Origin of the sequence: Lentilactobacillus parabuchneri DSM 5707 = NBRC 107865 (assembly GCF_001435315.1) — a bacterium.
Classification (GTDB): Bacteria; Bacillota; Bacilli; order Lactobacillales; family Lactobacillaceae; genus Lentilactobacillus; species Lentilactobacillus parabuchneri.
This window is the reverse complement of sequence record NZ_AZGK01000003.1, coordinates 191,302-216,856: the sequence shown is the minus strand read 5'-3', so window position 1 is coordinate 216,856 and position 25,555 is coordinate 191,302. Positions and strand designations below refer to the sequence as shown.

Sequence of the window (25,555 nt, the reverse complement as noted above, 5' to 3'; positions counted from 1 at the left end):
ATCATAGAAACAAAAATTGCGAAACGAAAAGTTCGTAACGCAATTATAACATCATATAAAACTATTCTTTATCAGGCAGTTTGTCAACGCCTTTGACGAAATTCTTTTCGACTTGTCTCATTTCGGTCGTTTCATCGGAATAGGCTTTGTCCGGAATTTCGTCAGTATTGGCAAAAAACTCAATGTGTTGCTTCAAATCAACGAACGTCATCGGTGCGTCACCACCATATTCACCATCCAAGTTGATCAACATCCGATCATGGACGGGCTTGGCGGTCACTTTGCGCACCTTTTTATAAATTATCCGGGGATCATCCACATGACGACCACCATTAAGGACTTTTGACGCCAAGTGCAGAATTTCCACCAAATTACTGGTTTTAACAATAATCAGTGTAAACTTGCCATCATCCAACGATGCATCGGGTACGATTTGTTCAAACCCACCAACTGAATTAGTCAAAGCGAGGAAAAACATCGACGCTTTGCCTTTGAATTCTTCGTTATCGTACTTCAAATCCATTTCAATGGGTTTAATTCGGGGCAACAATTCCGCACCCTTCACTAAATAAGCGAGATAACCGAAGAAAGTTTTCAAATCAGACGGAACATCGTAGGTTAATTCTGTCAGTAAGCCACCAGCCGCGATATTAATAAAGTAATTGTCACCAGCTTTACCAATATCCATTCGGATGGTTTGCTTCTTAAGAACAACCTTGGCAGCATCCACTGGATCTTCTCGGGGAATATGCAGGGCACGCGCATAGTCATTGGTTGTCCCAGCAGGAATAATGGCCATCTTAGGCCGCTTTTTCAGCGGCGCAATGCCATTGACAACCTCGTTAATCGTGCCATCACCGCCTGCAGCAACGACTAGTTCAAAGCCAGCCTCAGCTGCACGCCGCGCTTCATTCTTAGCGGAGTCCTTGGCTGGAGTGGTTGCGTAGGCACTTGTCTCATAGCCGGCCTGCTCAAAAATATTTAAGATGTCCACCATTTTTTGTTTGAGAAGTTCCCTTCCTGAGGTGGGATTATAAATAACTCTGGCCCGTTTTTGCATATCCATCCTGACTTTCTATTTACTCATCGATTCTTTTAACATCTTGTTAATCACTTGTGGGTTGGCTTTTCCGTGGGTCTGCTTCATGATTTGACCAACTAGGAAGCCAATTGCCCGATCCTTACCATTGTGGAAATCCTCAACGGATTGTGGGTTGGCAGCAACCACTTCGTCCACGATTGGTTGGAGCTTGGCTGGATCAGATAACTGAACCATGCCCTTTTCTTCAACAAATTTTTGAGGTTCTTCACCATTAGTGATAGCTTTGAACACCTTTTTAGCCATTTTGGATGAAATGGTGCCATCCGTAATTAACTTGATCATCGTTGCCAAATGTTCCGGTGTGATCTTGGTGTTTTGAAGTTCAACTTGGTTGTCGTTCATGTAGGCATTGACATCACCTTGGAGATAGTTGGCAGCTAATTTTGCATCGGCACCGGCAGCAATCATCTTATCAAAGAAATCAGACATTTCCTTGGTCTGCGTAATCACCATTGCGTCATAATCAGTAATCCCAAGTTCATTAACGTAACGTTCACGACGCTTTGCAGGTGGTTCTGGTAATTCTTTTTGAATTTCGTCAATCCAGTCTTGTGAAATATCAAGAACCGGTAAGTCGGGTTCTGGGAAGTAACGGTAATCATCAGAGCCTTCCTTCGTCCGCATCAAAACGGTCTGGCCAGTTGTTTCATCAAAACGACGGGTCTCTTGAGCAATTTTACCGCCAGACATCAAAACGCGCTGATGACGTTGCTCTTCGAAGGCCAGCCCCTTCTTCACGTAGTTGAATGAGTTCAAGTTCTTTAACTCAGTCTTGGTTCCAAATTCCTTTTGGCCAACTGGGCGAACTGAAATGTTCACATCAACCCGCATGGAACCTTCTTCCATCTTAACGTCTGAAACACCGGTAAACTGAATTACCTGACGGAGTTGTTCCAAATAAGCGTAGGCTTCGTCCGGAGAAGCGATGTCCGGCTTAGACACGATTTCAATTAAAGGCGTTCCCTGACGGTTCAAGTCGACATATGAATACTCGGAAGCATGGGAATTCTTACCAGCATCTTCTTCAATATGCATTTCGGCAATTCCAATTTTCTTTTTCTTGCCGTCAACGTCGATTTCAACCCAGCCGTCATGCGCGATTGGCGTTTCTGATTGGGTAATCTGGTAAGCCTTGGGGTTATCAGGATAGAAGTAGTTCTTACGATCAAAATGAGGATGGCGCTCGATTTGTGCGTGAAGTGCCAATCCGGCCATAATTCCATCGTGAACAACACCCTTGTTGGTTGATGGTAAGACACCAGGATAGCCCCAATCAATGACGTTGGTGTTGGCATTCGGCTGGTCACCAAACTCTACGGGAGAAGGACTAAAGATTTTCGAGTTTGTCTTCAATTCAACGTGGACTTCAAGTCCGATAGTCGTTTCAAAATTCATTAGTTGTTTCCTCCCATCTTTGGTGTTTGCTTGCCAAAATCAGTTTCTTGTTCAAAAGCATTTCCTGCTTGATAAACGGTCAATTCATCAAAAGGTCGGCCAATCAGCTGAACGCCAACTGGTAACCCATTCGAGAAGCCGGCAGGAATCGACATTCCTGGAAGCCCTGCTAAATTAACTGGTAGTGTTAATACATCGTTCATGTACATGGTCATTGGATCCGACACGTCTTCACCAATTCCATAAGCTGGTGTTGGTGCGGTTGGCGCCAAGATTAAGTCAAAGTCCTTAAAGACGTTGGTAAAATCATTAATCATCAGCGTCCGGACTTGAGCAGCCTTCTTAAAGTAGGCATCGTAAAATCCAGCGGAAAGTGAGAACGTCCCAAGCATGATTCGACGCTTGACTTCATCACCAAATCCTTCAGAACGCGACTTAACGTACAAGTCTTCAAGGTCCTTAACGTCCTTGGCACGACGGCCATAACGAATGCCATCAAATCGCTGTAAGTTTGAAGAAGCTTCCGAAGACGAAATGATGTAATAAGCGGCCACACCATATTTGGTATGTGGCAAGGAAACGTCTTCGACTGTTGCCCCTAGTTTTTTGAAGGTTTCAGCCGTTTTCAAAACGGTTTGCTTAATATCGTCATCAAGTCCCTGAGCCATAAACTCAGTTGGAATTCCAATCTTCATTCCTTTAACACCCTTAGTCAAGGTGCTGGTAAAATCAGGAACTTCCTTCGTAGACGATGTCAGGTCATGACTGTCATGTCCGGCAATCGCATTCATAATTGTGGCGTTATCAGAAACGTTTCGAGTAATCGGGCCGATTTGATCCAGGCTTGACCCAAAGGCAATTAAGCCCCAACGGGAAACACGGCCATAGGTTGGTTTCATCCCAACAACCCCGTTAAATGAGGCTGGCTGACGAATTGAGCCACCCGTATCCGAACCCAAAGCAGCAATCACTTCACCTGCAGCAACAGCGGCAGCAGACCCACCTGATGAACCACCAGGAACTTTAGTGGTATCCCAAGGGTTATGGGTAATTTTGAAGGCAGAATTTTCAGTTGAACCACCCATGGCAAATTCATCCATATTGGTTTTACCAACGGTGATCGTGCCAAGGTCGTTCAATTTTTCAACGGCAGTTGCATCATAAATTGGCTTAAAGTTTTCAAGAATCTTGGATGCGGCCGTTGTTTTGAGCCCTTTGGTAACCATGTTGTCCTTGATGGCAATTGGCATCCCTGATAACAAGTTTTCGGCGTCAATTCCTTTTTCATCAACGGCTTGGGCCTTTTTCAAAGCACCATCTTCGTCAACCGTAATAAAAGCGTTGATATCACCATCAACACTTTTAATATTATCCAAAGTCTGTTGGGTTAAATCTTTGGCAGAAATTTCTTTGTTGACGAGTTGTTCGTGAATACTACTTAATGATTGGTCAAAATAATTCATTATTCGTTATCCCCGCTTTCATCAATAATGGTTGGAACTCGGATATAGCCGTCAGCCGTATCGGGGGCGTTATCCAATAAAGCTTGGCGTTGATTCCAATTGTCAGCGATATCTTCACGCATGACGTTGATTTGATCAGTCACACTACTCGTGGGCGTTACGCCTTTGGTATCAACTTCACTTAAAGTCTCAAATAATCCGATAATTTGATCCAATTGATTCGTGAAATAAGGAAGTTGGTCATCGGTAATTTTCAATTTAGCTAGTTCAGCGACGTGTTTTACTTGATCTTCGGAGATCTTTTCAGTCATTGAAATCCCTCTCTCTTCTGAAAATACAAAATTTTATAACAACAATAATTTTACCATAGAACGAAACTGATTTTCTGAAAATCAGTAACTATTGAAAATATGTGCAGAAAATTTCTTTTCATTTTGCTTTCTGCTTAAGAAACTCTGAATTCCCTCGGTTGACGAAACGGTGATGTCAATCGGGGCATTCGCTGGTAGGTACCGCTGGGCGGCATTTTGAATATACTGCGTAAAGCTGATGATTTCGGTCTGACTATAGAATTGAGTTGTAATACTAATATTCATCCCACTCAGTGAGCCATCCGTATATTGCGCTTGGGCAGTCACACCACTTAGGTTAGGGAAAAAGCCTTGAATCTGAGATTTAAAGTTGTCGAAGGAATCAGCATCATTTTGACTTGGACCCTTTTTATCGGACTGCAATGGAAAGACGTAATTCTTTTGATTGATTTTCGTCCACTTGGAAATTTTCGTCTCACCGTTATCATTCATAGAATAATCAAAGAAATTGCCGCCGACTAAACTGTCATCTGACGCTTGTTTGTACAACGCAATCACAATCGGGATGTTTTTGAGTGCTGGACGTTGTCGCAACCGTTTAATCACTTGATTGGCAATCTCTTGTCCGTGCTGTTTAACAGCTGCATCCGAAATGTTGGTTTCATAAGTTGGCCCATAAGCGGTCTTCTTATAATAATCAACCGAATTGATCGCCAGCCCGACTGTCATCGCAGAAAGCTTAAGCGATTTTCCACTTTGGGTCATATAGTCTTGCTCATCAATTTGTGACAGATATACCGGTGTTCGGGTTGTCGGATTGGTCGACTTGGACTTAACCGGATTTAACCCGGTCGGATTAGACTTGGATTTGCGACCCAGCCAGTTTTCAACCGTGCTCGTTGAGAGGTACTGCCCCTCTTGGAAAATATACTTCTTGGTTGAAAACTCCTTCTTGGAAATATCTAACAGGCCGTTTTCAAAGCCCTTAATGTTAAATTGATTGGATTCTTGAGAAACACTCACACCACGTGATTTGCTGGTTTGATAACGGCCATTCTTGATGACTCCTTGATAATAGTCAGTGTTCGTCTGGCCAGTTAACTGAGTCTTGGTCGAAGAACTACTGGAATTACTCGTATCGCTCGATAAATTGTCGACACTCCCACACGCCGACAACATGAATCCCGACAAAATGATTGAAATCCCCAGGATAATTTTTTTCAACTTTTGTTCCTCCATTGTTACTTTTCATCAGCCATTGCCTGGTGGAAACGAGTTTCGTCCCAGGTTTCAATGCCGAGGCTCTTCGCCTTATCATACTTGCTGCCCGGATCCTCACCGACAACCACGATATCCGTGTTCTTGGATACCGAGCTGCTGACGCTGGCGCCATGATCTTCAAGCCATGACGTCGCATCTGGGCGGGTAATCTGTTGCAGTTTGCCGGTCAACACAAATTTTTTACCGGTGAAAAACGAGTCGCTGTTTTCAAGTTCCTCGTCGGACACCCCAAGGTAATCCATGTTGACCCCAACCTGCTTTAATTGTTGAATCAGCTGCTTTGATTGTGGCATTGAGAAATAGGTCACAACGCTGTCAGCAATGATCATTCCCATTGTAGCAATTTCTGCGATTTCTTGCGCGCTTGCCTGCATAACCTTATCAATATTTTTAAAACGTTGGGCAATCAGCCGGGCGGCTTTGATGCCAACATGCCGAATGCCAAGGCCATACAAGAGACGCTCACAAGAATTTGCCCGACTGTTGTCAATTGCTGCCAGCAGTTTGTTGGCGGATTTTTCACCAAATTTATCCAACGTCACCAACTGGTCAAAGGTCAACTCATATAGACCGGCAACGTCATTGAGCATCTGTTTTTGAAATAATTGGGCAATAATTTTCGGTCCTAAGCCGTCAATGTTCATCGCATCCCGCGAGGCAAAATGGGTCAATCCTTCTTGGAGTTGTGCTGGACACTGCGGATTGATACACCGTAATGCAACTTCTTCATCCAGGTGGACCAGCGTTGACCCACAAGACGGACACTGTGTCGGTATCTCATAAGCGGCACTCTTTTGTGGCCGCTTTTCCGGAATGAATTGGGAAATTTCAGGAATAATATCGCCGGCTTTATGCAGCTTGACGGTATCTCCAACCCGGATATCTTTTTCCTGCAGATAATCCGGATTGTGAAGCGATGCCCGACTCACGGTACTTCCGGCAAGTGTCACCGGATCCATCACCGCAGTTGGGGTCACAACACCGGTCCGACCAACTGTCCATTCAATATCTCGAACGACGGTTTCAACCTCTTCAGGCGGGAACTTATAAGCAATCGCCCAACGGGGCACTTTTACGGTTGCCCCTAGTGACCGCTGAAGAGTTAAGGAATTCACCTTGATGACGATGCCGTCAATTCCGTATGGTAAGCTGTCCCGCAAATCTTTGTACTGATCAACGTAGGCATCAATATCAGCCATGCTGCGGGCAACTTTATAACCCGGGTTGATGGTAAACCCCAAGTCTTTTAATTCTTCCAGCATGCCACTTTGAGTATCTGATTGTAAATCATCGATATCAGCGACGTTATACATAAAGGTGCTGAGTTTACGACTCCGTGTGACTCGTGGATCGAGCTGTCGCAGTGACCCAGCTGCAGCGTTTCTGGGATTGGCAAATGGTTCTTCACCATTCAACTGCCGCTGTTCATTCAGTTCAGCAAAAGACTTATTTGGCATGTAACACTCGCCACGAACTTCAATGTTGATTGGCCGGCTCAGCTTCTTAGGAATCGATTTGATCGTTTTAAGGTTTCGGGTAATATCTTCCCCAATTTGACCATTACCACGAGTCGATCCCTGAACGAAGACGCCATTTTCATATTTTAAATTGATGGCCAATCCGTCAATTTTTAATTCACAGTTATAATCAAACGCAACCCCATCCGTTTCGCCCAGGCGATTCACAAAATCAGCCAATTCATCCTTGGAGAAAACATCCCCCAACGACAGCATTGGAATTTCATGGGGTACCTTCGTGAAGCCGGGCAGCGTGTGGTCACCGACCTTTTGAGTTGGAGAATCCGGTGTCACAATCTGTGGAAATTTGGATTCCAGCTCAACTAATTGTTGATAGGTCTTGTCATAAACCGCATCTTCAACACTCGGTGAGTCATAGGTATAATACTCGTCTGCCCATTGATTCAGTTTTCTTCGCAGTTCAGCCGCCTGATCTTTAGCCTGCTGGTCAGTCAATTCTTCAAATGACACGATAACACCTTCTGTTAATTAATTTTCCTGCTTTTTAATCGGTGCAAACGCCGCTAATAGCCGCTTAATGCCGGCTTGTTTAAAAGCAATATCTAATTCCATGTCCTCACCGGCTCCAGAGACCTTAACCACCGTCCCAGTTCCCCAGGCCTTGTGGGAAACTTTGTCACCGACAGTCCAGGCTTTTTTGTCAGCACCCGTCCCCTTTGGTTTTTCAACAATTTGGGAAGGCCGGTGATACGTCGTTGCAGTCGCCCGTCGAGTACGGCGGTCAAACGGCGTCGTTAATGGTGTGTCTGACTGCTGTTGATTATCACTATGAATCAATTCGGGACTAATTTCGTTGACAAAACGGGATTCCGGATTATTCTGACGGCGACCATAAAGCATTCTGGAATAGGCATTGGTAATGTAGAGCTTTTCTTTTGCCCGGGTAATGCCAACGTATGCAAGCCGGCGTTCTTCTTGAAGTTCGGATTCATCTGCCGCAGCTCTTGAAAGTGGGAACAAGCCCTCTTCCATCCCCATCAAAAAGACAACCGGAAATTCCAGGCCTTTGGCAGCATGCAGCGTCATTAAGGTGACCTGTGCGTTGTCTTCCTGCAAATCGTCCTGGTCGGAAACCAGTGCCAAATCACTTAAAAAGTTAACGAGGTTTTGTTGGCCAGTTTCGCCCTCATTTTCCTGATCGTACTTTTGGGTAACGGAAATAAATTCTTCCAAGTTCTCCAATCGAGATTGTGCTTCCAATGATTTTGAAGCCTTTAAGGTTCCCAAATAACTGCTCTTATCCAAAACCGCCTCAGTGATCTCAGTAATCGACATCGTCTCCATTTTGGCTGAAATACCACTCATCATCTGTTCAAAACTTGAAATTGAATTTTTTGCCCGAGTGGAAATTTCATTCGCCAAATCAACGTTTTTAGCGGCCTCCAGTAAGCTCCAGTCGTGATCGTTGGCAAATAATCGCAATCGCTCGATGCTGGCCTGTCCAATCCCACGTTTCGGTTCGTTAATAACCCGTTCAAAACTCATGGAATCGCTCGGGTTCGCTAATAATGTCAAATAAGACAGCGCGTCACGAATTTCTTTTCGATCGTAGAACTTGTGTCCACCAACCATGGTGTATGGAATGTTTGATTTAAGCAGCGTTTCTTCAATCACCCGTGATTGGGCATTGGTTCGGTAAAGGATCGCAAAGCTGCCATAGTTGCGCTTGGGCTTTTGCATCTCTTCTTGAATCTTGGCGACAACGTAGCGAGCCTCATCGTTTTCAGTTTGACCGCGATAATAAGAAATCTGATCGCCCTTATCATTCTCCGTCCACAGATTCTTGTCGGCACGATTGTCATTGTGGGCAATAACTGAATTGGCGGCGTCCAAAACCGTCTTGGTCGACCGGTAATTTTGTTCCAATAAGGTCACGTGAGCAACCGGATAATCTTTTTTAAAATCAAGAATGTTCTGCATGTTCGCGCCACGCCAGCCGTAAATACTCTGATCGGCATCCCCAACGACACAGATATTCTGGTTCTTTTTGGCAAGTGTATTCACCAATTTGTACTGAGCTTCGTTGGTATCCTGGTACTCATCAACATGAATATACTGAAATTTATCTTGATAATATTCTAAAACGTCTTTATGGGCATCAAATAACTGAATGGTCACCATAATCAAATCGTCAAAGTCAAGTGACTCATTTTGCTTTAACTCAGCCTGATATCGTTCATAAACATCTGCCACAATCTGATCAAAAGCGCTGTTTGCCTGAGCCTTATACTGCTTCGGTGTCAATAAATCATTTTTGGCATTTGAAATGGATGACAGAACGGCTCTTGGATCAAACTTCTTGGGGTCAATGTTGAGATCGCGCAACACCCGTTTGACCAGGGTGCGCTGCTCGCTGGTATCGGCAATCGTAAACGCGCGATTGTAGCCTAATAAGTCAATATTTCTGCGTAAAATCCGGACACACAACGCATGGAATGTCGATACCCAAACGTCGTTTCCACCCTCACCCAATAATTTAGAAACTCGTTCGCGCATTTCTCTGGCGGCTTTATTTGTAAATGTAATGGCTAAAATATGCCATGGCATCACGTGATTGTGTTCAATTATGTACGCAATCCGATGGGTTAAGACCCGTGTCTTCCCACTTCCGGCACCAGCCATAATCAGGACTGGTCCTTCGGTATGGACAACGGCATCTTTTTGATCTTTATTTAAACCTGCTAATAAACTTTCTTCTGCCACTAAATATTCCATCCTCTCGCATTTATCTTTTCAATTATAACAAAAAAGTCGGCTTCCCGACTCTTACATCTGACTGTATTTTGTTTTGTAATCAACGTCTTTCCAAATGGCAGTTGCTTCGAGCTTGACCAATGTATCCGAAATTGATTTCGTTGGAATTAACACGTGTCCCACGACTTTGGTTTCATCTTCCGGTTCATTACCGTAAAACGTAAAATGCCAATTATCTTTGATAACCCACTGTGTTTGAACACGCTGATATTCTTTTTGACGAATTGCCTGAAAGACGGTGGCAATTCCTGGAATAATTTGGGTCAAGGGTAACCCCGCGATGGCTCTGAGGTGTTGCTCAAATTCATTGGCGCTGGCAGCATAATCAAAGACGAACCCCGCCGGACTTAACTTAGGTGAAATCCGGCTAACGTAAATTGAACCGCTCTTTGCCAAGAACAAAGAAACTTCAAAGGTCCCCACATAATCAACGTTGCCGGCAATTTCTGCGGTAATCCGTTTCATTTCTTTTTCGACGCTGGCATCGAGCTTTGCAGGGGTGTAGGCGGTCATGAGTTGGTCACCCTCGTAGATTACCTCAACTGGGGGAAAGACCACCTCAGAGCCGGATTCTGTGCGTGTGACGACCACTGAGTAATCAGTGTCGTGCTCAACGTAAGATTCCAAGATATAGGTGCCCGAATCCAGGAAGCCGGAAGCCAAAACAATATCGGCCTGGTTTTTGATCAGTAATTCCTTGCCACCGTTAAGTCCACGTTGAATGGGCTTCAAAATTGCCGGGTACCCAATCGAATTGATCGCCTGATAAATATCTTCCAAAGTCACAATCGTCGAATAGGGAACCATATTGATATTTAAGGTTTCAAAAAAGGTCCGTTCAATTAAGCGATCCTGAACAATATCTAACATGCCATCTTGTTGGGGGACTGAAGTAAATTGGGAAACATATCTGATGACATCCGAGTCAATGAATACATTGTCGTAAATGACCGCGTCGCATCGTTCAGCAAACATTTTGAGGGTTTGCTTATCCGTATAGGGACCAATGTACTTATAGTCCGCTAAGGCCATTGCTTTGCTATTTTCGTTGGAACTGTACATCCCGATTTTAAAGCCCATTTGTTTGGCTCTCGCCAACAAAATAGGTGTACTAATACTGTCACCAAGGATGCCAATTGTTTGACCAGGATAGAGAACATTTGCGTTTGCCAATTCATTCACTACTTTCATTATCGAAATTATAAAAAATGAGTGTTTCCAAACTAATATGACGATTACACGGTGGTATTATTCAACGAATGTAACTTGCTGATTGTCCAAAGACGCAATTCGGGCTAACGATTCCAAACGAACACCCGTCTTTTCGATCATGGTGCGACCCTTTTGGAAGCTCTTTTCGATGACGATGCCGACTCCAGCAACGTCAACGTTGGCCAATTTGGCAATTTCCAACAAACCTTGAACCGCTTGACCATTAGCAAGGAAATCATCGATAATTAAAATTCGGTCGTCGGGCTTTAAGAAACGCTTATCAACACTGATGTCGTTGCTGACCTGTTTGGTGTATGAATAGACGCTGGCAGTGTATAAATTATCGGTCAACGTCAGGCTCTTGTGCTTTCGGGCAAAAATTAGCGGAACGCCCAAGTGAATTGCCGTCGTCAGTGCGGGTGCGATTCCAGAGGACTCTACGGTAACGACTTTGGTAACTTTTTCATCTTTGAACAATCGGGCAAATTCCGATCCGATTTGGTCCATTAATTGGGCATCAACTTGATGGTTCAAAAAATTATCGACCTTCAATACGTTTCCTGGTAATACGGTACCGTCCTTCAAAATGCGTTGCTTAAGTAAGTCCATTACAAAATTCCTTTCTAATCATCATACTGGTATAGTTTGTACTGTCTAATAAGTGAAATCAACTTCTTGGTGTAGGTGGGATCCGTTGCGTAGCCGTCCTGTTGAAGCCCATCGGCTGCCTGTAAATAATTGGTAGCAGAAACGACGTCCTTATACTGTTGCGAATTCCATTTTGTGCCATAAGCCAAAAGCTTGGCGTGATCAGCCAACGACTCATTCCAGTTCTGATACACCTGAAAGCGCGCTTTAACCGTCACGTAACGGCCATTCACAAACTCCTGAGTGTTTAAATAAACTGAGTTGGTCGACCCGTCTTGAGCCTTAACGCCAAATAAATTGTAGTACTTACTGGCAAGCTTACTGGTGCCCCAATCCGATTCCAAGATTGCTTGGGCGAGCGTAATACTTGGTAAAATATTGTACTGTCCTTGAAGACGCTGGGCTTGAGGCGCCAACTTGTTGATAAATTTTCGGTGTTCGACTGCAATCTCATTTTGTGATGATTGCAGGTTGTTTTCGTTGTAAGAGTTTTCTGATAGTGCGTGGAATCCAAGTATAATCACCAACGCAGTGCCGACCAGAATCAGCATTAAAATCATGTTGGCTTTTTTTGCTCGACGCTTCCGTCCCTTTTTATATTTTACCAATCCAACCTCAAACTTTCTCACTTAAAATTAATTCTAACGATAAACGGATATAAAGACAATCTAAATTTTAAAAATAATGGCACTTTGAAGTACTAAAAATTGACAAATCTTAAATTTTCGGTTATGTTATCACCTGACACTTAAATCTGGAGATGAAAACCAATGGTTAAAAACACCGAGGTATCAGAAGCACAATCCAAGTTCCATGTTGGTGATGAGGTTTCATTCAAGATCGAAAAGCAAACATTCAATGGTTACATTGATAAGAGTTATACCAACTCATTCTTGATAACATTTGAATCGGATGATCCTGAAATTATCGACAAGTATCATCAAAAAGTCGTCATTAATAATCGTCATCTCAAGATGATTAAGGCGGCTCCTCGTGTTGAGGAAGATGATGCCGAAGAAGACGCAAAGCCCGCTACCAAAAATACGAAGTCTAAGAAATCCACCAAGAAGTCTTAATAAAAAGTCGGACTGCAATTATTGCAGTGCGGCTTTTTTATTCGCTCGTTGCTCGGTCAAAAATCTTTTTTACCGGAACGGCAATTAAGGGTGTCACTACACCACTAAAGATCGCTTCTGGAACCCCATTTGTTCCAACAACCCCCAACAGGTAAGGCAAGAGCTCTTTAATGTTGATCTGATAAAGCTGAGGTGCCTTGGCTTTGTAAAAGACGTAGATTAACCCCAACACTAAAACCGTATTCGTTAAGGAACCCAGAACGGCAGCAATCGACATACTGACGGCAGCTTTTTTAAAGTGTTTTCTTAATTGTGTGTATGCAAAGCCGGCAACGACGCCAATCATAATTCGTGGAAAAATGGAGATTACCGGATTAACAAACACGATTGCAGCAAGTGGACTGGTCGGCCAGACAAACGCTCTGATAAAAACGGTTAAGCCCCAGATACCACCAATAATGGCGCCGTCCAGTGTCCCCATGAGAATTGTTGCGACGACCACGGTCATTGGAATGATGGTAATCTCCAATGGTCCAATTGGAATGTAACCGATTAACGGAATCGATGTCTGGAGGATAATAATTGCAATAAACATTGCCAACATGTTCAGCCTTAACGTTTTCTTCTTAACAGGCATCTTTGTAACCCCTTTAAATTTGATGCATCTATTATACAATAACGTGATGTATTCTAATACTTATTTGTCGCGGAATGTCGCTTTGGCTGGAATTTTAAAATAATCTCAATAAACCGGGCCAACAAAAAAACACTCCCAATCTTGGAAGTGTTTTGAAACGCAAAATAAATTTTAACGCTTTGAGAATTGTGAAGCTTTACGGGCTTTTTTAAGACCTGGCTTCTTACGTTCTTTCATACGAGCGTCACGGGTTAATAAACCAGCGCGCTTTAATGGTCCACGGAAGTCAGGATCTACTGCGAGCAATGCACGAGCAATTCCATGACGAGTTGCTCCGGCTTGTCCAGAGAATCCACCACCATTAACGTTAACCAAGGTATCATAGTTACCTAAGGTTTCAGTAACGTTAAATGGTTGCACAACAACTTCACGCAAGTTAGCAAATGGGATGTAATCTTCAATTGCTTTGTCATTCATAATAATTTTTCCAGTTCCGGGTACCAAACGTACTCGAGCAACTGAATCTTTACGACGGCCAGTGCCGCGATATTGTACTTGAGCCAAAGTGAATTCCTCCTTAAATTAGGTTATTAATGTCTAATACTTCTGGTTTTTGAGCTTGTTGATCGTGTTCAGGACCTGCATAGACATGTAACTTCAAACCAATCTTATGACCTAATGTTCCATGAGGAAGCATCCCTTTAACGGAAGTTTCAATTAACTTTTCAGGATTGTTTTGACGTAAATCACCGGCAGTCCGTTGCTTCAAACCACCAATAAAACGACTGTGGTGGTAATAGATCTTGTCTTTGTCTTTGCGACCAGTCAGACCTACTTTACTGGCATTGATAACAATTACGTTGTCACCAGTATCGACGTTAGGTGTGAAAGTCGGCTTGTTCTTGCCTCGTAAAATTGTTGCTACTGCTGATGAAAGACGACCAAGAGATACGTCTGTTGCGTCAACAACGTACCATTTACGTTCTACTTCACCAGGTTTTGCCATATAAGTTGTACGCACTATTAATTCCTCCATGTTCCTGTGTTTGTTCGACACCAAATAAGATTCCGGGGCTTATCGTGGGGCAAACAATACCAATTAACATAATACAAATTATTCCCACGAAAGTCAATTAATTTCACAAATTATCGTTGTCGTTTTGGTAATTTCGTTGGGTGATCAGGATCCTCACCCTCATAATAAACCCGTTTGAGATATAAACCAGAGGCGGGCATCGTTCTGCGAGCCTGGTCACGATCCTTAACGGCGTATAAACGTAATATATCGTGCTCAGGGCGCATTCCCGATCCAATTTCAACAACTACCCCAACCATGATTCGAACCATGTTGTAGAGGAAGCCATTGCCATAAAACTCCATGCGAATTTCATTAGCATCTTTATCCAAGCTCGCCTTTGCTTCATAGATTGTCCGGTAGTTTGACCGAGCAGTTGACCCGGATGCGACAAAGCTTGTAAAATCATGCTCTCCCACAAAGTCGGCCATCGCAGCTTGAACTTTGTCGATGTCAATCGGAAAGCGCCAGTTGCCGGTATAGTTTCGTTTAAACGGATCCTTGAACTCACCAAGATCCAACCGATAAACGTAACGCTTTCCAGAAACATCATAGCGGGCGTGAAAATGGTCCGACACCCGCTCAGCCTTTTTAATTTCCATATCTAAGGGTAGCAAACTGTTCAAGCCACGATAAATTGCTTCCGATGGCAGATCAAAGGGAAAATCAAAGTGAACGACTTGCCCAAGGGCGTGAACACCGGCGTCGGTCCGGCCTGACCCGTAAACAACAATTGGTGGCTCAGGATTTTTAGCCATTATATTCACTTTTTGCGTTAACACCCCTTCAATCGTGCGCCGATTCGGCTGCCGTTCAAAGCCGCTGAAAAGTGTGCCGTCGTATGCCAATGTAACTTTGTATCGAATTGTGATCACCTCAATTTTTTCTAACGAATAATACAACCACGCCAACGAGTAAAAAGACAATCCAACTAATGGTGTCCTTCCCCTTCCACTTGTAGACGCGATACTTACTTCGATGCTCGCTATCAGTAAACCCGCGGGCTTCCATCGCAGTCGATAGATTTTCTGCGTGGTTGATCGCACCCGTAAATAATGGGACCAAAAGCGGAACGGCAGCTTGAATCCGATGTTTGAGGCTTCCGGACCCAAAGTCAACGCCCCGTGACCGCTGAGCGTTTAAGATGGTTTCCATTTCGTCCATTAATGTCGGTACAAAACGTAATGCGATGGACAACATAAGTGCCAAGGTATCAACGGGAAATCGAATCTTTTTGAGTGGCTTTAGAACCGTTTGAACGCCATCTGCGATTGCCAAAGGCGTCGTTGTCAACGTCAAAACAGTTGAAATCATAATAATCAGTAAGAAACGAATAAAAATGTATCCGCCGTTGATCAGGCTCGTATCACTAATTGAAAACGGGCCAAAGTGCCAAAACACGTGGCCACCACTGCTGAAGAGGATTTGAAGCAAAACAGTAAAAATGATCAGCCAGATCAGCGGTCGAATCCCCTTTAGAAAATAACCGATCGAAACGCCGGAAAAAATGACGACAAATAAGATCAGCACGCTTAAAGCACCATAAGCCCAAATATTATTCGCAAAAAAAATGACAATGACAAAGTAAAAACTGAGTAATAGTTTGGACTGAGGACTCATTTGGTGAATCCAGGAATTTCCAGGCAGGTAGCGGCCAAAAATAAAGTTACTCATTCTTTAGGTCCCTCCCCACCAGCAATTTTTGCGATCTCGGCAGCCAAATCATCAATCGTTAACGGCGTCTTCGTTAATTTGACACCCGCATCCATCAGCTTCATCGCAAATTCGGCACTGCTTGGCAAATCCAAATGCATTTTGTACACCCACTTAGGCGCCGCAAAGATCTCCTCAGGCCGACCATGCTTAACAATTTCACCCTGGTCCATCACCACAACGTCTGACGCATAATCAATCACATCGTCCATTTGATGTGTCACCAAAATAATGGTCATGTCATTTTGGTCGTGAAGATATTCGGCCAGATCCATGATCTCTTTGTGCCCACGTGGGTCCAATCCAGCAGTTGGTTCGTCCAAAATTAAGACCTCAGGCTTCATAGCGAGTACCCCAGCAATGGCAACTCGCCGCATTTGGCCGCCAGACAAATCAAAAGGTGAGTGATCTTCTAGTGATTCATCCAACCCGACCAGGCGCATGGCCTCAACGGCAGCACTTTTCGCCTCAGTTTCGGAGGCACCATAATTTTTCGGGCCAAACATAATATCTTTAATGACTGATTCCTCAAAGAGCTGCTTCTCGGGAAATTGAAATACCATTCCAACGTGTTGGCGAAGTTCTTTGAGATTTTTATTAGTTGTATTTGGCGTGATTGTGCGGCCAAAAATGTCAATCGATCCACTTGTCGGCTTGAGTAATGCGTTGATGTGTTGAACCAGCGTCGACTTACCACTACCAGTATGCCCAATGATCGCCGTAAACGAGCCGGCTGGAATTGTTAAAGAAACGTTGTCCAGCGCATTCTGGGCAAATGGCGTCTTCGCTTGGTAGGTATGGGTCACTTTTGAGAAACGAATTTCTTTATCCATGCTATTAACCTCTCGTCGTTCATGTATTGACTATTTGGATCAATTCCATGTTGCTTTAAGGCAGCAATCAGCTGCGCCGTGAATGGTGCAGACAGGCCAAGTGATTGTAATTTAGCCGTTTCGCCAAAAATATTTTCTGGTTTATTTTCCTCGATGATCTCGCCCTTATTGACAACGACAACTTGATCCGCATGTGCTGCTTCATCAATATCATGGGTAATCGAAATGACGGTTAAGTTGTTGGCCGCCTTAATCCGAGCAACCAAATTCAAAATGTCTTGACGACCTCTGGGATCAAGCATACTGGTTGCTTCATCAAGAATAATAATTTTAGGACTGAGTGCAACGATTCCGGCAATCGCAACTCGTTGCTTTTGGCCCCCGGAAAGATTGGCGGGAATTCGGTCTCTAAACTCCCACATCCCGACGTCTTTCAAACTTTTTTCAACAATCTCATGCATCCGATCCCTGGGCACACGTCGATTTTCAAGCCCAAAAGCGACATCATCTTCAACGGTGGCACCAACAAACTGGTCCTCGGGATTCTGAAACACCATCCCTATTTTACTCCGAACATCAAAAATATTTTGGTCGTTCACGGTTAAGTCGTCAACAACAATCTGTCCTGACTTTAAAACAATTAATCCGTCAATTAACCTGGCAAGTGTACTCTTACCGCTGCCGTTTTGGCCAATTAATGCTGTCCATTCACCTTCATGGATATTTAAAGACAAATGATCAAAAAGTAGTGGCTGCCCTGAATAATTAAATGAGATATCTTTAATTTGTATGATGTCTTTCATGATGACCCCCGCGGTCAATATCGCTTTTTATATGTACAAAAAAATCACTTACAGGTAACTGGCGCATGGGACAAGTCCCACATTCAAACTAGACTAGGAATAAGTGTTCCACCATCATAACGTTCTATACCAAAAACCTGAGTGATTCTCGTGATAACTATTTGATTTGGTTTAATACCAGTTAGTCAACTAACTCTAAAATAACCATTGGAGCACCGTCGCCACGACGAGGCATGGTCTTCAAGATTCGTGTATATCCACCATTACGATCAGCATACTTAGTAGCTAACTCGCCAAATACTTTTTGTAAAGCAGTAGTAACGTTAATGTCGTCACCATCTTCTTTAACATCAGCAACAACATCGCGAATGAACGCTGCAGCTTGACGACGAGCGTGTAAGTCACCGCGCTTACCGAGTGAAATCATCTTATCAGTAGTTGAGCGAACTTCCTTAGCTTTAGCTTCAGTAGTAACGATTTGACCATGGATAATTAGATCAGTAGTCAAGTTACGAAGCAAAGAGCGACGATGTGCACTACTACGTTGTAATTTCCGATAACCCATAATTGGATGTCCTCCTTCTTTATCTTTATTAGTCTTCTTTGCGAAGTGAAAGGCCTAATGCTGCGAGCTTCTCTTTAACTTCTTCAAGTGATTTACGTCCAAGGTTTCGAACCTTCATCATGTCAGGTTCTGTCTTTTCAGTAAGTTCTTGAACAGTATTAATGCCGGCACGTTTAAGACAGTTGTATGAACGAACTGAAAGGTCCAATTCTTCAATTGTCATTTCCAACATTTTTTCTTTGTGGGTTTCTTCTTTCTCAACCATGATCTCGGTATTCTTAGCTTCGTCGGTAAGATCAACAAACATTTCTAAATGTTCAGTTAAAATCTTAGCTGCTAAACTAACCGCTTCACTAGGGGTGATTGAACCGTCAGTCCAAACATCCAAAGTTAGCTTATCGAAATCATCGCGTTGACCAACCCGTGTACTTTCAACCTGATAGTTGACACGTTCGATTGGGGTATAAATAGAATCGACGGGTAGCACACCAATAGGCATCTCAGAACTGCGCTTTTTGTTTTCAACAGCTGAAACGTACCCACGACCTTTGTTGGCAGTTAACCGCATATGGAATGTGGCGCCTTCAGCAACAGTCGCGATGTGCAAATCAGGGTTCAGAACAGTTACATCACTGTCAGCTTGAATATCACCAGCAGTCACGTCAGCAGGACCAATTACATCGATTTCCAAATTTTCTTCTTCATCTTCTGGCCCATCTAATTTCAAAGAAATTTTCTTAACATTCAAAATAATCTGAGTAACATCTTCGACAACACCTTTAATAGTCGAAAACTCGTGCAAGACATCATCGATCTGGATGCTGGTAACAGCGGACCCAGGAAGAGATGATAATAATGTACGTCTCAAAGAATTACCAAGTGTTGTTCCATATCCACGTTCGAGCGGTTCAACGACAACTTCACCGTAATTCTTTGTTTCTTCAATTTTATGAATGTTAGGCTTTTCAAATTCAATCATTCTTATCATTAACCCCTTTCAAAACGCGTGAGTCTACATGCAAAATATCAATACGATCAAACAAAATAAACTTCACTATATTGAATGTCTTAATTAAACTCGACGACGCTTTGGAGGACGAGAACCATTGTGAGGTACCGGAGTAACATCACGAATAGCAGTAACTTCCAATCCAGTTGCTTGAAGTGCACGAATAGCAGCTTCACGGCCGGAACCAGGTCCCTTAACAGCAACTTCAACTGACTTCATGCCATGTTCCATTGATGCTTTAGCAGCGGCTTCAGCAGCCATCTGTGCAGCAAATGGAGTTGATTTACGACTTCCACGGAAGCCCAATGCACCAGCTGATGACCAAGAAACCGCATTTCCAGTGGTATCGGTAATCATTACTAAAGTATTGTTGAATGTTGAATGGATATGAGCAACACCAGCAGCAATATTCTTTTTAGCACGGCGCTTACGACTTGACTTTTTGTTTACCATAAAAACTCATGACCTCCTTCTCTAATTATTTTCTTCTACCTGCAGCAACCTTGCTACCTTTACGAGTGCGGGCATTATTCTTGGTATGTTGACCACGAACAGGCAATCCCCGACGATGGCGCATTCCACGATACGACCCAATTTCTTGGAGACGCTTAATATTCATACTTACTTCACGACGCAAGTCACCTTCAATTTTCAGGTTACTTACGACTTCACGGATCTTATCTTCTTGGTCTGGTGTTAAATCACGTACACGAACATCCTCAGAAACGCCAGCTTCAGCTAGAATTTTTTGAGCAGTTGTGTTACCAATACCAAAAATGTAAGTTAAACCGATGACAATTCGCTTGTCACGGGGTAAATCAATTCCGGCAATACGAGCCATTGAGCATACACCTCCTGTTTATGTTTATTTACCTTGGCGTTGTTTGTGCTTTGGGTTTGCTGAGCAAATAACCATTACTCGGCCTTTTCGTTTAATAATCTTGCAATGTTCACACATTTTTCGTACTGATGGTCGTACTTTCATTTTTAACCCTCCTCGAAAAAATTGAAGAAAAGGACTACTTAAATCGATAAGTAATACGTCCCTTACTTAAGTCGTAAGGAGACATTTCAACCGTAACTTTGTCACCAGGTAAAATTCGAATATAATGCATTCGGATTTTTCCTGAAACATGAGCCAAGATCTCGTGTCCATTCTCAAGTTCAACGCGAAACATTGCATTTGGCAAAGTTTCGACAACTTTTCCTTCAACTTCAATAACATTATCTTTAGCCACTCTATTACACCTCCAATGTTAAAATAGATTGAATTCCATTAAAATAAACTTGACAAACCTTTGACAGTTTAACACATTCATTATATTTCATCAATCCAACCGACTCAACACCTAAATTAGTAGCGTTTAGAGTGTGCTTAAGATCTCATCAACTTTTTGCCAAACCTCTTCAATGTCTTTGCTTCCATCAACATTGAACAGGAGATTGCGATCCTTATAAAATGCAATAAGCGGTGTATTCATCTCTACGTTAACTTTGAGACGATTTTTAACAGCTTCAGGCTTGTCATCCTCACGCTGATAAAATTCATGACCGCCACACACATCACAGGTACCTGGAACTTTAGGCATGTGATACAACTTGTGATAAGTTGCACCGCAAGTCTTACAAATGAATCGACCAGATAGACGCTCCGTCAAAAGCTTAGGATCAACATCAATGTTGATAACAGCAGTCAACGGTTTGTCCAAATCTTTAGTCATTGATTCAAGGGCATTTGCCTGCTCTAAAGTTCTTGGGTAGCCATCCAATAAGAATCCTGGCTTAGTATCGTCTTTTGCTAATCGTTCTTTAACGATTCCGTTTGTAACTTCATCAGGAACCAAGTTACCTTTATCAGTGAACTCCTTAGCTTTAACTCCGAGTGGCGTGCTATTTGAAATAGCATCTCGGAACATATCGCCAGTCGAAATATGAGGAACATGATACTTATCAACAATAAATTGTGCTTGAGTACCTTTTCCTGCACCAGGTAAGCCCATTAATATCAAATTCAAAGACATGTTGTTTCCTCCTCGTTTGAAATGTATTGATTGTTTCTAATCTTCAGTTGGTCGTGAATCATGAATAAATCCAACGTATTCACGCTTCATCATCAATCCACGAATCTGACGAATCGTTTCAATGGCAACCCCAACAACGATTAGTAAACTTGTCCCACCTAATCCAATTGACTCGTTCAAGTTCCAAAGGTTTTGTGCAATTAATGGAATTAATGCAACAACACCAAGGAATAACGCACCAACTGTACTAAGCTTCATCAAAAGGTCAGAGACGTAAGACTGTGTCTCGTGACCAGGCCAAACACCTGGAATGTAGCTTCCTTGCTTCTGCAAATTCTCAGAAAGCTTTTCCGGGTTAACCTGAACAAACGCATAGAAGAAAGTAAACATGATAATCAAAATTGTGTAAAAGGCAGCACCTGTTGGAGTCTGCATATTAAACAAATTGTTTAGTACTTGGAACCAAGTAGCAGTTGAGTAATTATTCGTAAATGCCATCAAAATTGTCTGTGGAGTTGCAATAAAGGAACTCGCAAAGATAACGGGAATAACACCAGCAACGTTAACCTTCAATGGAAGGTAACTGCTATCGGGTGATCCTGAAACTCTTCTGGTATATTGAATAGGTACTCGACGCTCAGCTTGTTGAACCCAAGTAACAAATGTAACAATAACCAAAACAATAATCAACAAAGCAACTGCGAACAAAATTGGTTGCCATAAGTCAGCACCAGTGACACCAACAAAATATTGGGTCCATAATGACTGAAGACCTACAGGAATCCGGGCAACAATTCCGGCGAAGATGATCATTGAAATACCATTTCCGATTCCTCGCTCCGTAATCATATCACCCATCCAAGTTGTTAACATTGTCCCACCAGTTAAGATTAAGCCGATGATAACAAACGTTTTAATACTTGGATTTTGAACAAGGTTTAAACTACTCAATTGGTTAAACCCGGCAGTAATTCCAACTGACTGGAAAAATGCCAAGATAACTGTCAAATATCGAGTATGTTGATTCAACTTACGTCGCCCAACTTCACCTTGTTTCCCCCATTCAACGTATCGAGGGACGATATCCATTTGAAGTAATTGGATAATAATTTGAGCAGTGATGTATGGAGAAACCCCCATTGCGAAAATAGAGTAGTTCGTCAATCCACCACCACTAAATGTGTTCAAAATACTTACCAATCCGGAAGATGCAACGGATGTTAAAGCTTTGGCATTGATTCCGGGAACAGTTATGTATGCTCCCAAACGGAATATGATCAAAACAAACAAAGTAAAAAGAATTTTGTTACGAATATCTTTTACTTTAAATGCCTTTGCTAAAGTCGAAAGCATTAAACCACCTCGATTTTACCGCCCGCATTTTCAATTACGGATTGTGCAGCTTTTGAAAATTTATTAGCCTTAACGGTTAATTTTTTGGTCAGTTCACCTTCACCAAGAATCTTAATACCTGATTTGGTATTCTTAACGATCCCTGATTGTTGAAGTAATTCTGGAGTTACTTCAGTACCATCGTCAAAAGCTTCAAGTTTAACAACGTTCACAACAGCATATTCCTTATGGTTAATGTTGTTGAAACCACGTTTTGGAATACGACGATACAATGGCATCTGGCCACCTTCGAATCCTACACGCGTCTTGCTACGAGCTTTTTGACCCTTTTGGCCACGACCTGCTGTCTTACCTTTGCCGGCAGAACGGCCACGTCCTTTACGAGTACGCAATGAACGAGAACCTTCAGCAGCCTTCAATTCATTTAATTTCATGAAATTGGCACCTCCTTACGAATTATTAGTCTTTAACTTGTTCAACTTCAATTAAGTGAGCGATTTGGAATAAAGCCCCACGAATAGATTCGTTATCAGGTTTGACAACGACACTATTTACTCGACCTAAGCCAAGTGCCTTCACAATTTTACGTTGCTTTGGAAGGCGATGAGTTACGCTACGTTTTAAAGTAATTTTCAATTGAGCCATCTAAAACACCCTCCTTATTCAGCTAAGTGTTGGGTTGAAACCCCACGTAAAGCTGAAACTTCTTCAGCACTCTTCAATTCAACCAACCCTTTGAATGTTGCTCGGATAACGTTGATAGGAGTATTGGAACCCAGTCGTTTACTGGTAACATCATCGACACCAGCTAATTCCATAACGGAACGCACGGCACCACCAGCTGCTACTCCAGATCCTTCTTCAGCAGGCTTCAATAAAATCCGTCCGCCACCAAAAGTTCCGAGAACTTGATGAGGAATCGTTGTACCAACAATCGGAACCTCAATTAAGTTTTTGCGAGCTGCTTCAACGGCTTTACGGATTGCTTCTGGAACTTCTTGAGCTTTACCAGTTCCAAAACCAACATGTCCGTGCTTGTCTCCAACAACGACCAAAGCAGCAAAACGAAGACGACGTCCACCTTTTACAACTTTAGTGATCCGGTTAATTGAAACAACGTTGTCTTCAAGCTCTAACTTATCTGGATCAATAAATTTCTTCATGTGCGGTTATTCCTCCTTTATTAGAATTCTAGTCCATTTTCACGAGCAGCATCTGCAAGAGCTTGAACACGACCATGATACAAATATCCACCACGATCGAAAACAACATTTTTAATGTTCTTTTCGCTAGCACGTTGAGCTACTAATTTACCAACACTGGCTGCTTGTTCAGTCTTGTTGCCACTACTGATTGCAGAATCAAGTGTTGAGGCACTAACAAGCGTTACACCCTCTACGTCATCAATAATTTGAGCGTAGATGTTTTTATTAGAACGATATACATTCAAGCGTGGGCGCTCGGCAGTACCAGAAATTTTATTACGGACACGGTTATGACGACGTTTCCGACTCTTATTTTTATCTGGTTTAGAAATCACAATAGTCACCTCAAAATTTTATTAGGCTGATAATCTGTTACTTACCAGTCTTACCTTCCTTACGAATAATATGTTCGTTTTCATAACGAATACCTTTACCTTTGTATGGTTCAGGTGAACGTACGGAACGAACAGTTGCAGCAAAATCACCGACTGCTTGTTTGCTGATACCACTGATATGGATCGTCGTGTTATCAGGAACTTCAACAGTGAGATCTTCAGGAACTTGCATTTCAACGGGGTTTGAATAACCAACGTTCAAAGTAAGCGTTTTGCCTTTAAGTTGTGCACGATAACCAACACCAACAAGCTTTAATGTCTTCTTGAAACCATTAGTGACACCCTCAACCATGTTGTTGAAATTAGCACGCATTGTACCATGTAAGGCACGAACTTTATTATTATAATCAGCAATTGGTTCAAAGTTGACTTCGTTATCCTTGACGTTCATCTTAATTTCTGATGAAAATTCTCGGCTCAAAGTACCTTTAGCACCCTTTACTGTTACAATGTTTCCGTCTTCTTTTACCTCGACACCCTTTGGTAAGACGACGGTTTTATAACCAATTCGACTCATCGATTACACCTCCAATTTAATGAATTTTACCATACGTAAGCTAACACTTCGCCGCCAATTTTTTGGGCGCGTGCTTGCTTGTCTGTAATCACACCGTTTGATGTGGAAATGATAGCAATTCCAAGACCATTCAAGACCTTAGGAACATCATCTGCTTTAACATATGATCGTAGACCTGGCTTCGAAATTCTCTTAAGACCAGTAATGACACGTTGCTTATCCTTGCCATACTTCAAGAAAACACGGATAATGCCTTGTTTGTCGTCTTCGATATATTCAACATCGCGAACAAAACCCTCACGTTTGAGAATTTCAGCAATGTCACGTTTGATTTTTGATGCAGGAACTTCAACTGTTTCATGGTAAACCATGTTCGCATTACGAATACGAGTTAAAAAGTCTGCAATTGGATCAGTCATAGACATCAGCGCACAACCTCCTTTTTAATTATTACCAACTAGCTTTCTTCATGCCAGGAATTTGACCCTTGTGGGCAAGTTCACGGATGCATAAACGGCATAAATGGAATTTCTTGTATACAGAACGAGGTCGTCCGCAACGTTCGCAACGTGTGTAACTCTGTGTTGAAAACTTAGCAGGGCGTTCACTTTTTACAATTAATGATTTTTTAGCCAATGTGAAACCTCCT

The 25,555-nt window shown here is 42.7% G+C and carries 33 protein-coding genes; 1 reads left to right on the top strand and 32 read right to left on the bottom strand.

From position 1 onward, the window contains the following. Positions 1-61 precede the first annotated feature (61 nt). From FC51_RS04945 to FC51_RS04900, 10 genes are all read right to left on the bottom strand, one after another. Complete coding sequence (locus FC51_RS04945; protein WP_057911111.1) at positions 62-1,060, bottom strand: diacylglycerol kinase; 999 nt, start codon at positions 1,058-1,060, stop codon at positions 62-64. A 15-nt stretch (positions 1,061-1,075) separates the two neighbouring features. Beyond that, positions 1,076-2,497: an Asp-tRNA(Asn)/Glu-tRNA(Gln) amidotransferase subunit GatB gene (gene gatB, locus FC51_RS04940; protein WP_057911045.1), complete on the bottom strand. Its 1,422-nt coding sequence runs from the start codon at positions 2,495-2,497 to the stop codon at positions 1,076-1,078. Then, complete coding sequence (gene gatA / locus FC51_RS04935) at positions 2,497-3,960, bottom strand: Asp-tRNA(Asn)/Glu-tRNA(Gln) amidotransferase subunit GatA (RefSeq protein WP_057911044.1); 1,464 nt, start codon at positions 3,958-3,960, stop codon at positions 2,497-2,499. Before gatA ends, gatB begins: the two co-directional genes overlap by 1 nt. Beyond that, positions 3,960-4,271, bottom strand: coding sequence for an Asp-tRNA(Asn)/Glu-tRNA(Gln) amidotransferase subunit GatC (gene gatC / locus FC51_RS04930; protein ID WP_057911043.1), 312 nt, complete (start codon positions 4,269-4,271; stop codon positions 3,960-3,962). Before gatC ends, gatA begins: the two co-directional genes overlap by 1 nt. Before the next feature lie 81 nt (positions 4,272-4,352). After that, complete coding sequence (locus tag FC51_RS04925) at positions 4,353-5,495, bottom strand: CamS family sex pheromone protein (protein ID WP_099046974.1); 1,143 nt, start codon at positions 5,493-5,495, stop codon at positions 4,353-4,355. Between the two features lie 17 nt (positions 5,496-5,512). After that, on the bottom strand, positions 5,513-7,540 hold the full coding sequence (gene ligA, locus FC51_RS04920) for an NAD-dependent DNA ligase LigA (protein WP_057911212.1): 2,028 nt from the start codon (positions 7,538-7,540) through the stop codon (positions 5,513-5,515). An 18-nt stretch (positions 7,541-7,558) separates the two neighbouring features. After that, a complete protein-coding gene (gene pcrA / locus FC51_RS04915; protein ID WP_057911040.1) occupies positions 7,559-9,793 on the bottom strand; it encodes a DNA helicase PcrA in 2,235 nt (744 codons plus the stop codon). Between the two features lie 63 nt (positions 9,794-9,856). Further along, positions 9,857-11,017 carry an ATP-grasp domain-containing protein gene (locus FC51_RS04910; RefSeq protein ID WP_057911110.1) on the bottom strand — a complete coding sequence of 387 codons (1,161 nt, stop codon included), beginning with the start codon at positions 11,015-11,017 and terminating at the stop codon, positions 9,857-9,859. A 75-nt stretch (positions 11,018-11,092) separates the two neighbouring features. Next, positions 11,093-11,665 carry a xanthine phosphoribosyltransferase gene (locus FC51_RS04905; RefSeq protein WP_057911039.1) on the bottom strand — a complete coding sequence of 191 codons (573 nt, stop codon included), beginning with the start codon at positions 11,663-11,665 and terminating at the stop codon, positions 11,093-11,095. 14 nt (positions 11,666-11,679) lie between these two features. After that, positions 11,680-12,255 (bottom strand): glycoside hydrolase family 73 protein, encoded by a 576-nt coding sequence (locus FC51_RS04900; RefSeq protein ID WP_057911109.1) that lies wholly within the window; start codon positions 12,253-12,255, stop codon positions 11,680-11,682. A 219-nt stretch (positions 12,256-12,474) separates the two neighbouring features. Here FC51_RS04900 and FC51_RS04895 point away from each other — a divergent pair, with 219 nt between their 5' ends. Continuing rightward, positions 12,475-12,780, top strand: a complete 306-nt coding sequence (locus FC51_RS04895) for a hypothetical protein (protein ID WP_057911038.1) — start codon at positions 12,475-12,477, stop codon at positions 12,778-12,780. 37 nt (positions 12,781-12,817) lie between these two features. Here FC51_RS04895 and FC51_RS04890 read toward each other — a convergent pair whose 3' ends face one another. The 22 genes from FC51_RS04890 to FC51_RS12095 form a co-directional block, all read right to left on the bottom strand. Then, complete coding sequence (locus FC51_RS04890; RefSeq protein ID WP_057911037.1) at positions 12,818-13,417, bottom strand: ECF transporter S component; 600 nt, start codon at positions 13,415-13,417, stop codon at positions 12,818-12,820. A gap of 171 nt (positions 13,418-13,588) precedes the next feature. After that, positions 13,589-13,981: a 30S ribosomal protein S9 gene (rpsI, locus tag FC51_RS04885; protein ID WP_013728473.1), complete on the bottom strand. Its 393-nt coding sequence runs from the start codon at positions 13,979-13,981 to the stop codon at positions 13,589-13,591. 13 nt (positions 13,982-13,994) lie between these two features. Further along, positions 13,995-14,438, bottom strand: a complete 444-nt coding sequence (gene rplM, locus FC51_RS04880) for a 50S ribosomal protein L13 (protein ID WP_057911036.1) — start codon at positions 14,436-14,438, stop codon at positions 13,995-13,997. Between the two features lie 125 nt (positions 14,439-14,563). Next, positions 14,564-15,358 carry a tRNA pseudouridine(38-40) synthase TruA gene (gene truA, locus FC51_RS04875; RefSeq protein WP_057911108.1) on the bottom strand — a complete coding sequence of 265 codons (795 nt, stop codon included), beginning with the start codon at positions 15,356-15,358 and terminating at the stop codon, positions 14,564-14,566. A 10-nt stretch (positions 15,359-15,368) separates the two neighbouring features. Then, positions 15,369-16,166, bottom strand: coding sequence for an energy-coupling factor transporter transmembrane component T family protein (locus FC51_RS04870; RefSeq protein ID WP_057911035.1), 798 nt, complete (start codon positions 16,164-16,166; stop codon positions 15,369-15,371). Beyond that, positions 16,163-17,038 carry an energy-coupling factor ABC transporter ATP-binding protein gene (locus FC51_RS04865; RefSeq protein ID WP_057911034.1) on the bottom strand — a complete coding sequence of 292 codons (876 nt, stop codon included), beginning with the start codon at positions 17,036-17,038 and terminating at the stop codon, positions 16,163-16,165. The genes FC51_RS04870 and FC51_RS04865 overlap by 4 nt, the downstream gene beginning before the upstream one ends. Continuing rightward, the gene (locus tag FC51_RS04860; RefSeq protein ID WP_057911033.1) at positions 17,008-17,841 is read right to left on the bottom strand and encodes an energy-coupling factor transporter ATPase; all 834 of its coding nucleotides are present in this window, start codon (positions 17,839-17,841) and stop codon (positions 17,008-17,010) included. The genes FC51_RS04865 and FC51_RS04860 overlap by 31 nt, the downstream gene beginning before the upstream one ends. A 181-nt stretch (positions 17,842-18,022) precedes the next feature. After that, on the bottom strand, positions 18,023-18,406 hold the full coding sequence (gene rplQ, locus FC51_RS04855) for a 50S ribosomal protein L17 (protein ID WP_057911032.1): 384 nt from the start codon (positions 18,404-18,406) through the stop codon (positions 18,023-18,025). Positions 18,407-18,434: 28 nt separating this feature from the next. Continuing rightward, positions 18,435-19,385 carry a DNA-directed RNA polymerase subunit alpha gene (locus FC51_RS04850; RefSeq protein WP_057911031.1) on the bottom strand — a complete coding sequence of 317 codons (951 nt, stop codon included), beginning with the start codon at positions 19,383-19,385 and terminating at the stop codon, positions 18,435-18,437. Positions 19,386-19,478: 93 nt separating this feature from the next. Continuing rightward, positions 19,479-19,868 carry a 30S ribosomal protein S11 gene (gene rpsK, locus FC51_RS04845; protein WP_057911030.1) on the bottom strand — a complete coding sequence of 130 codons (390 nt, stop codon included), beginning with the start codon at positions 19,866-19,868 and terminating at the stop codon, positions 19,479-19,481. A 25-nt stretch (positions 19,869-19,893) separates the two neighbouring features. Continuing rightward, complete coding sequence (gene rpsM / locus FC51_RS04840; RefSeq protein WP_057911029.1) at positions 19,894-20,256, bottom strand: 30S ribosomal protein S13; 363 nt, start codon at positions 20,254-20,256, stop codon at positions 19,894-19,896. A gap of 24 nt (positions 20,257-20,280) precedes the next feature. After that, complete coding sequence (rpmJ, locus tag FC51_RS12100; RefSeq protein ID WP_013728483.1) at positions 20,281-20,400, bottom strand: 50S ribosomal protein L36; 120 nt, start codon at positions 20,398-20,400, stop codon at positions 20,281-20,283. Positions 20,401-20,434: 34 nt separating this feature from the next. After that, positions 20,435-20,653: a translation initiation factor IF-1 gene (gene infA / locus FC51_RS04835; protein WP_008855782.1), complete on the bottom strand. Its 219-nt coding sequence runs from the start codon at positions 20,651-20,653 to the stop codon at positions 20,435-20,437. A gap of 126 nt (positions 20,654-20,779) precedes the next feature. Continuing rightward, entirely contained in the window at positions 20,780-21,430 is a 651-nt protein-coding gene (locus FC51_RS04830; protein ID WP_171031854.1) for an adenylate kinase, read from the bottom strand. Positions 21,431-21,472: 42 nt separating this feature from the next. After that, positions 21,473-22,789: a preprotein translocase subunit SecY gene (gene secY, locus FC51_RS04825; RefSeq protein ID WP_057911027.1), complete on the bottom strand. Its 1,317-nt coding sequence runs from the start codon at positions 22,787-22,789 to the stop codon at positions 21,473-21,475. Beyond that, positions 22,789-23,223: a 50S ribosomal protein L15 gene (rplO, locus tag FC51_RS04820; RefSeq protein ID WP_057911026.1), complete on the bottom strand. Its 435-nt coding sequence runs from the start codon at positions 23,221-23,223 to the stop codon at positions 22,789-22,791. Before rplO ends, secY begins: the two co-directional genes overlap by 1 nt. 25 nt (positions 23,224-23,248) lie before the next feature. Continuing rightward, positions 23,249-23,434, bottom strand: coding sequence for a 50S ribosomal protein L30 (gene rpmD / locus FC51_RS04815; protein WP_057911025.1), 186 nt, complete (start codon positions 23,432-23,434; stop codon positions 23,249-23,251). Positions 23,435-23,448: 14 nt separating this feature from the next. Next, positions 23,449-23,952, bottom strand: coding sequence for a 30S ribosomal protein S5 (gene rpsE / locus FC51_RS04810; RefSeq protein ID WP_057911024.1), 504 nt, complete (start codon positions 23,950-23,952; stop codon positions 23,449-23,451). 20 nt (positions 23,953-23,972) lie between these two features. Then, on the bottom strand, positions 23,973-24,338 hold the full coding sequence (gene rplR, locus FC51_RS04805; protein ID WP_057911023.1) for a 50S ribosomal protein L18: 366 nt from the start codon (positions 24,336-24,338) through the stop codon (positions 23,973-23,975). Between the two features lie 28 nt (positions 24,339-24,366). Then, positions 24,367-24,906, bottom strand: coding sequence for a 50S ribosomal protein L6 (gene rplF, locus FC51_RS04800; RefSeq protein WP_057911022.1), 540 nt, complete (start codon positions 24,904-24,906; stop codon positions 24,367-24,369). Between the two features lie 26 nt (positions 24,907-24,932). Then, complete coding sequence (gene rpsH / locus FC51_RS04795; protein ID WP_057911021.1) at positions 24,933-25,331, bottom strand: 30S ribosomal protein S8; 399 nt, start codon at positions 25,329-25,331, stop codon at positions 24,933-24,935. Positions 25,332-25,356: 25 nt separating this feature from the next. Continuing rightward, positions 25,357-25,542 (bottom strand): type Z 30S ribosomal protein S14, encoded by a 186-nt coding sequence (locus FC51_RS12095; RefSeq protein ID WP_075141212.1) that lies wholly within the window; start codon positions 25,540-25,542, stop codon positions 25,357-25,359. Positions 25,543-25,555 lie beyond the last annotated feature (13 nt).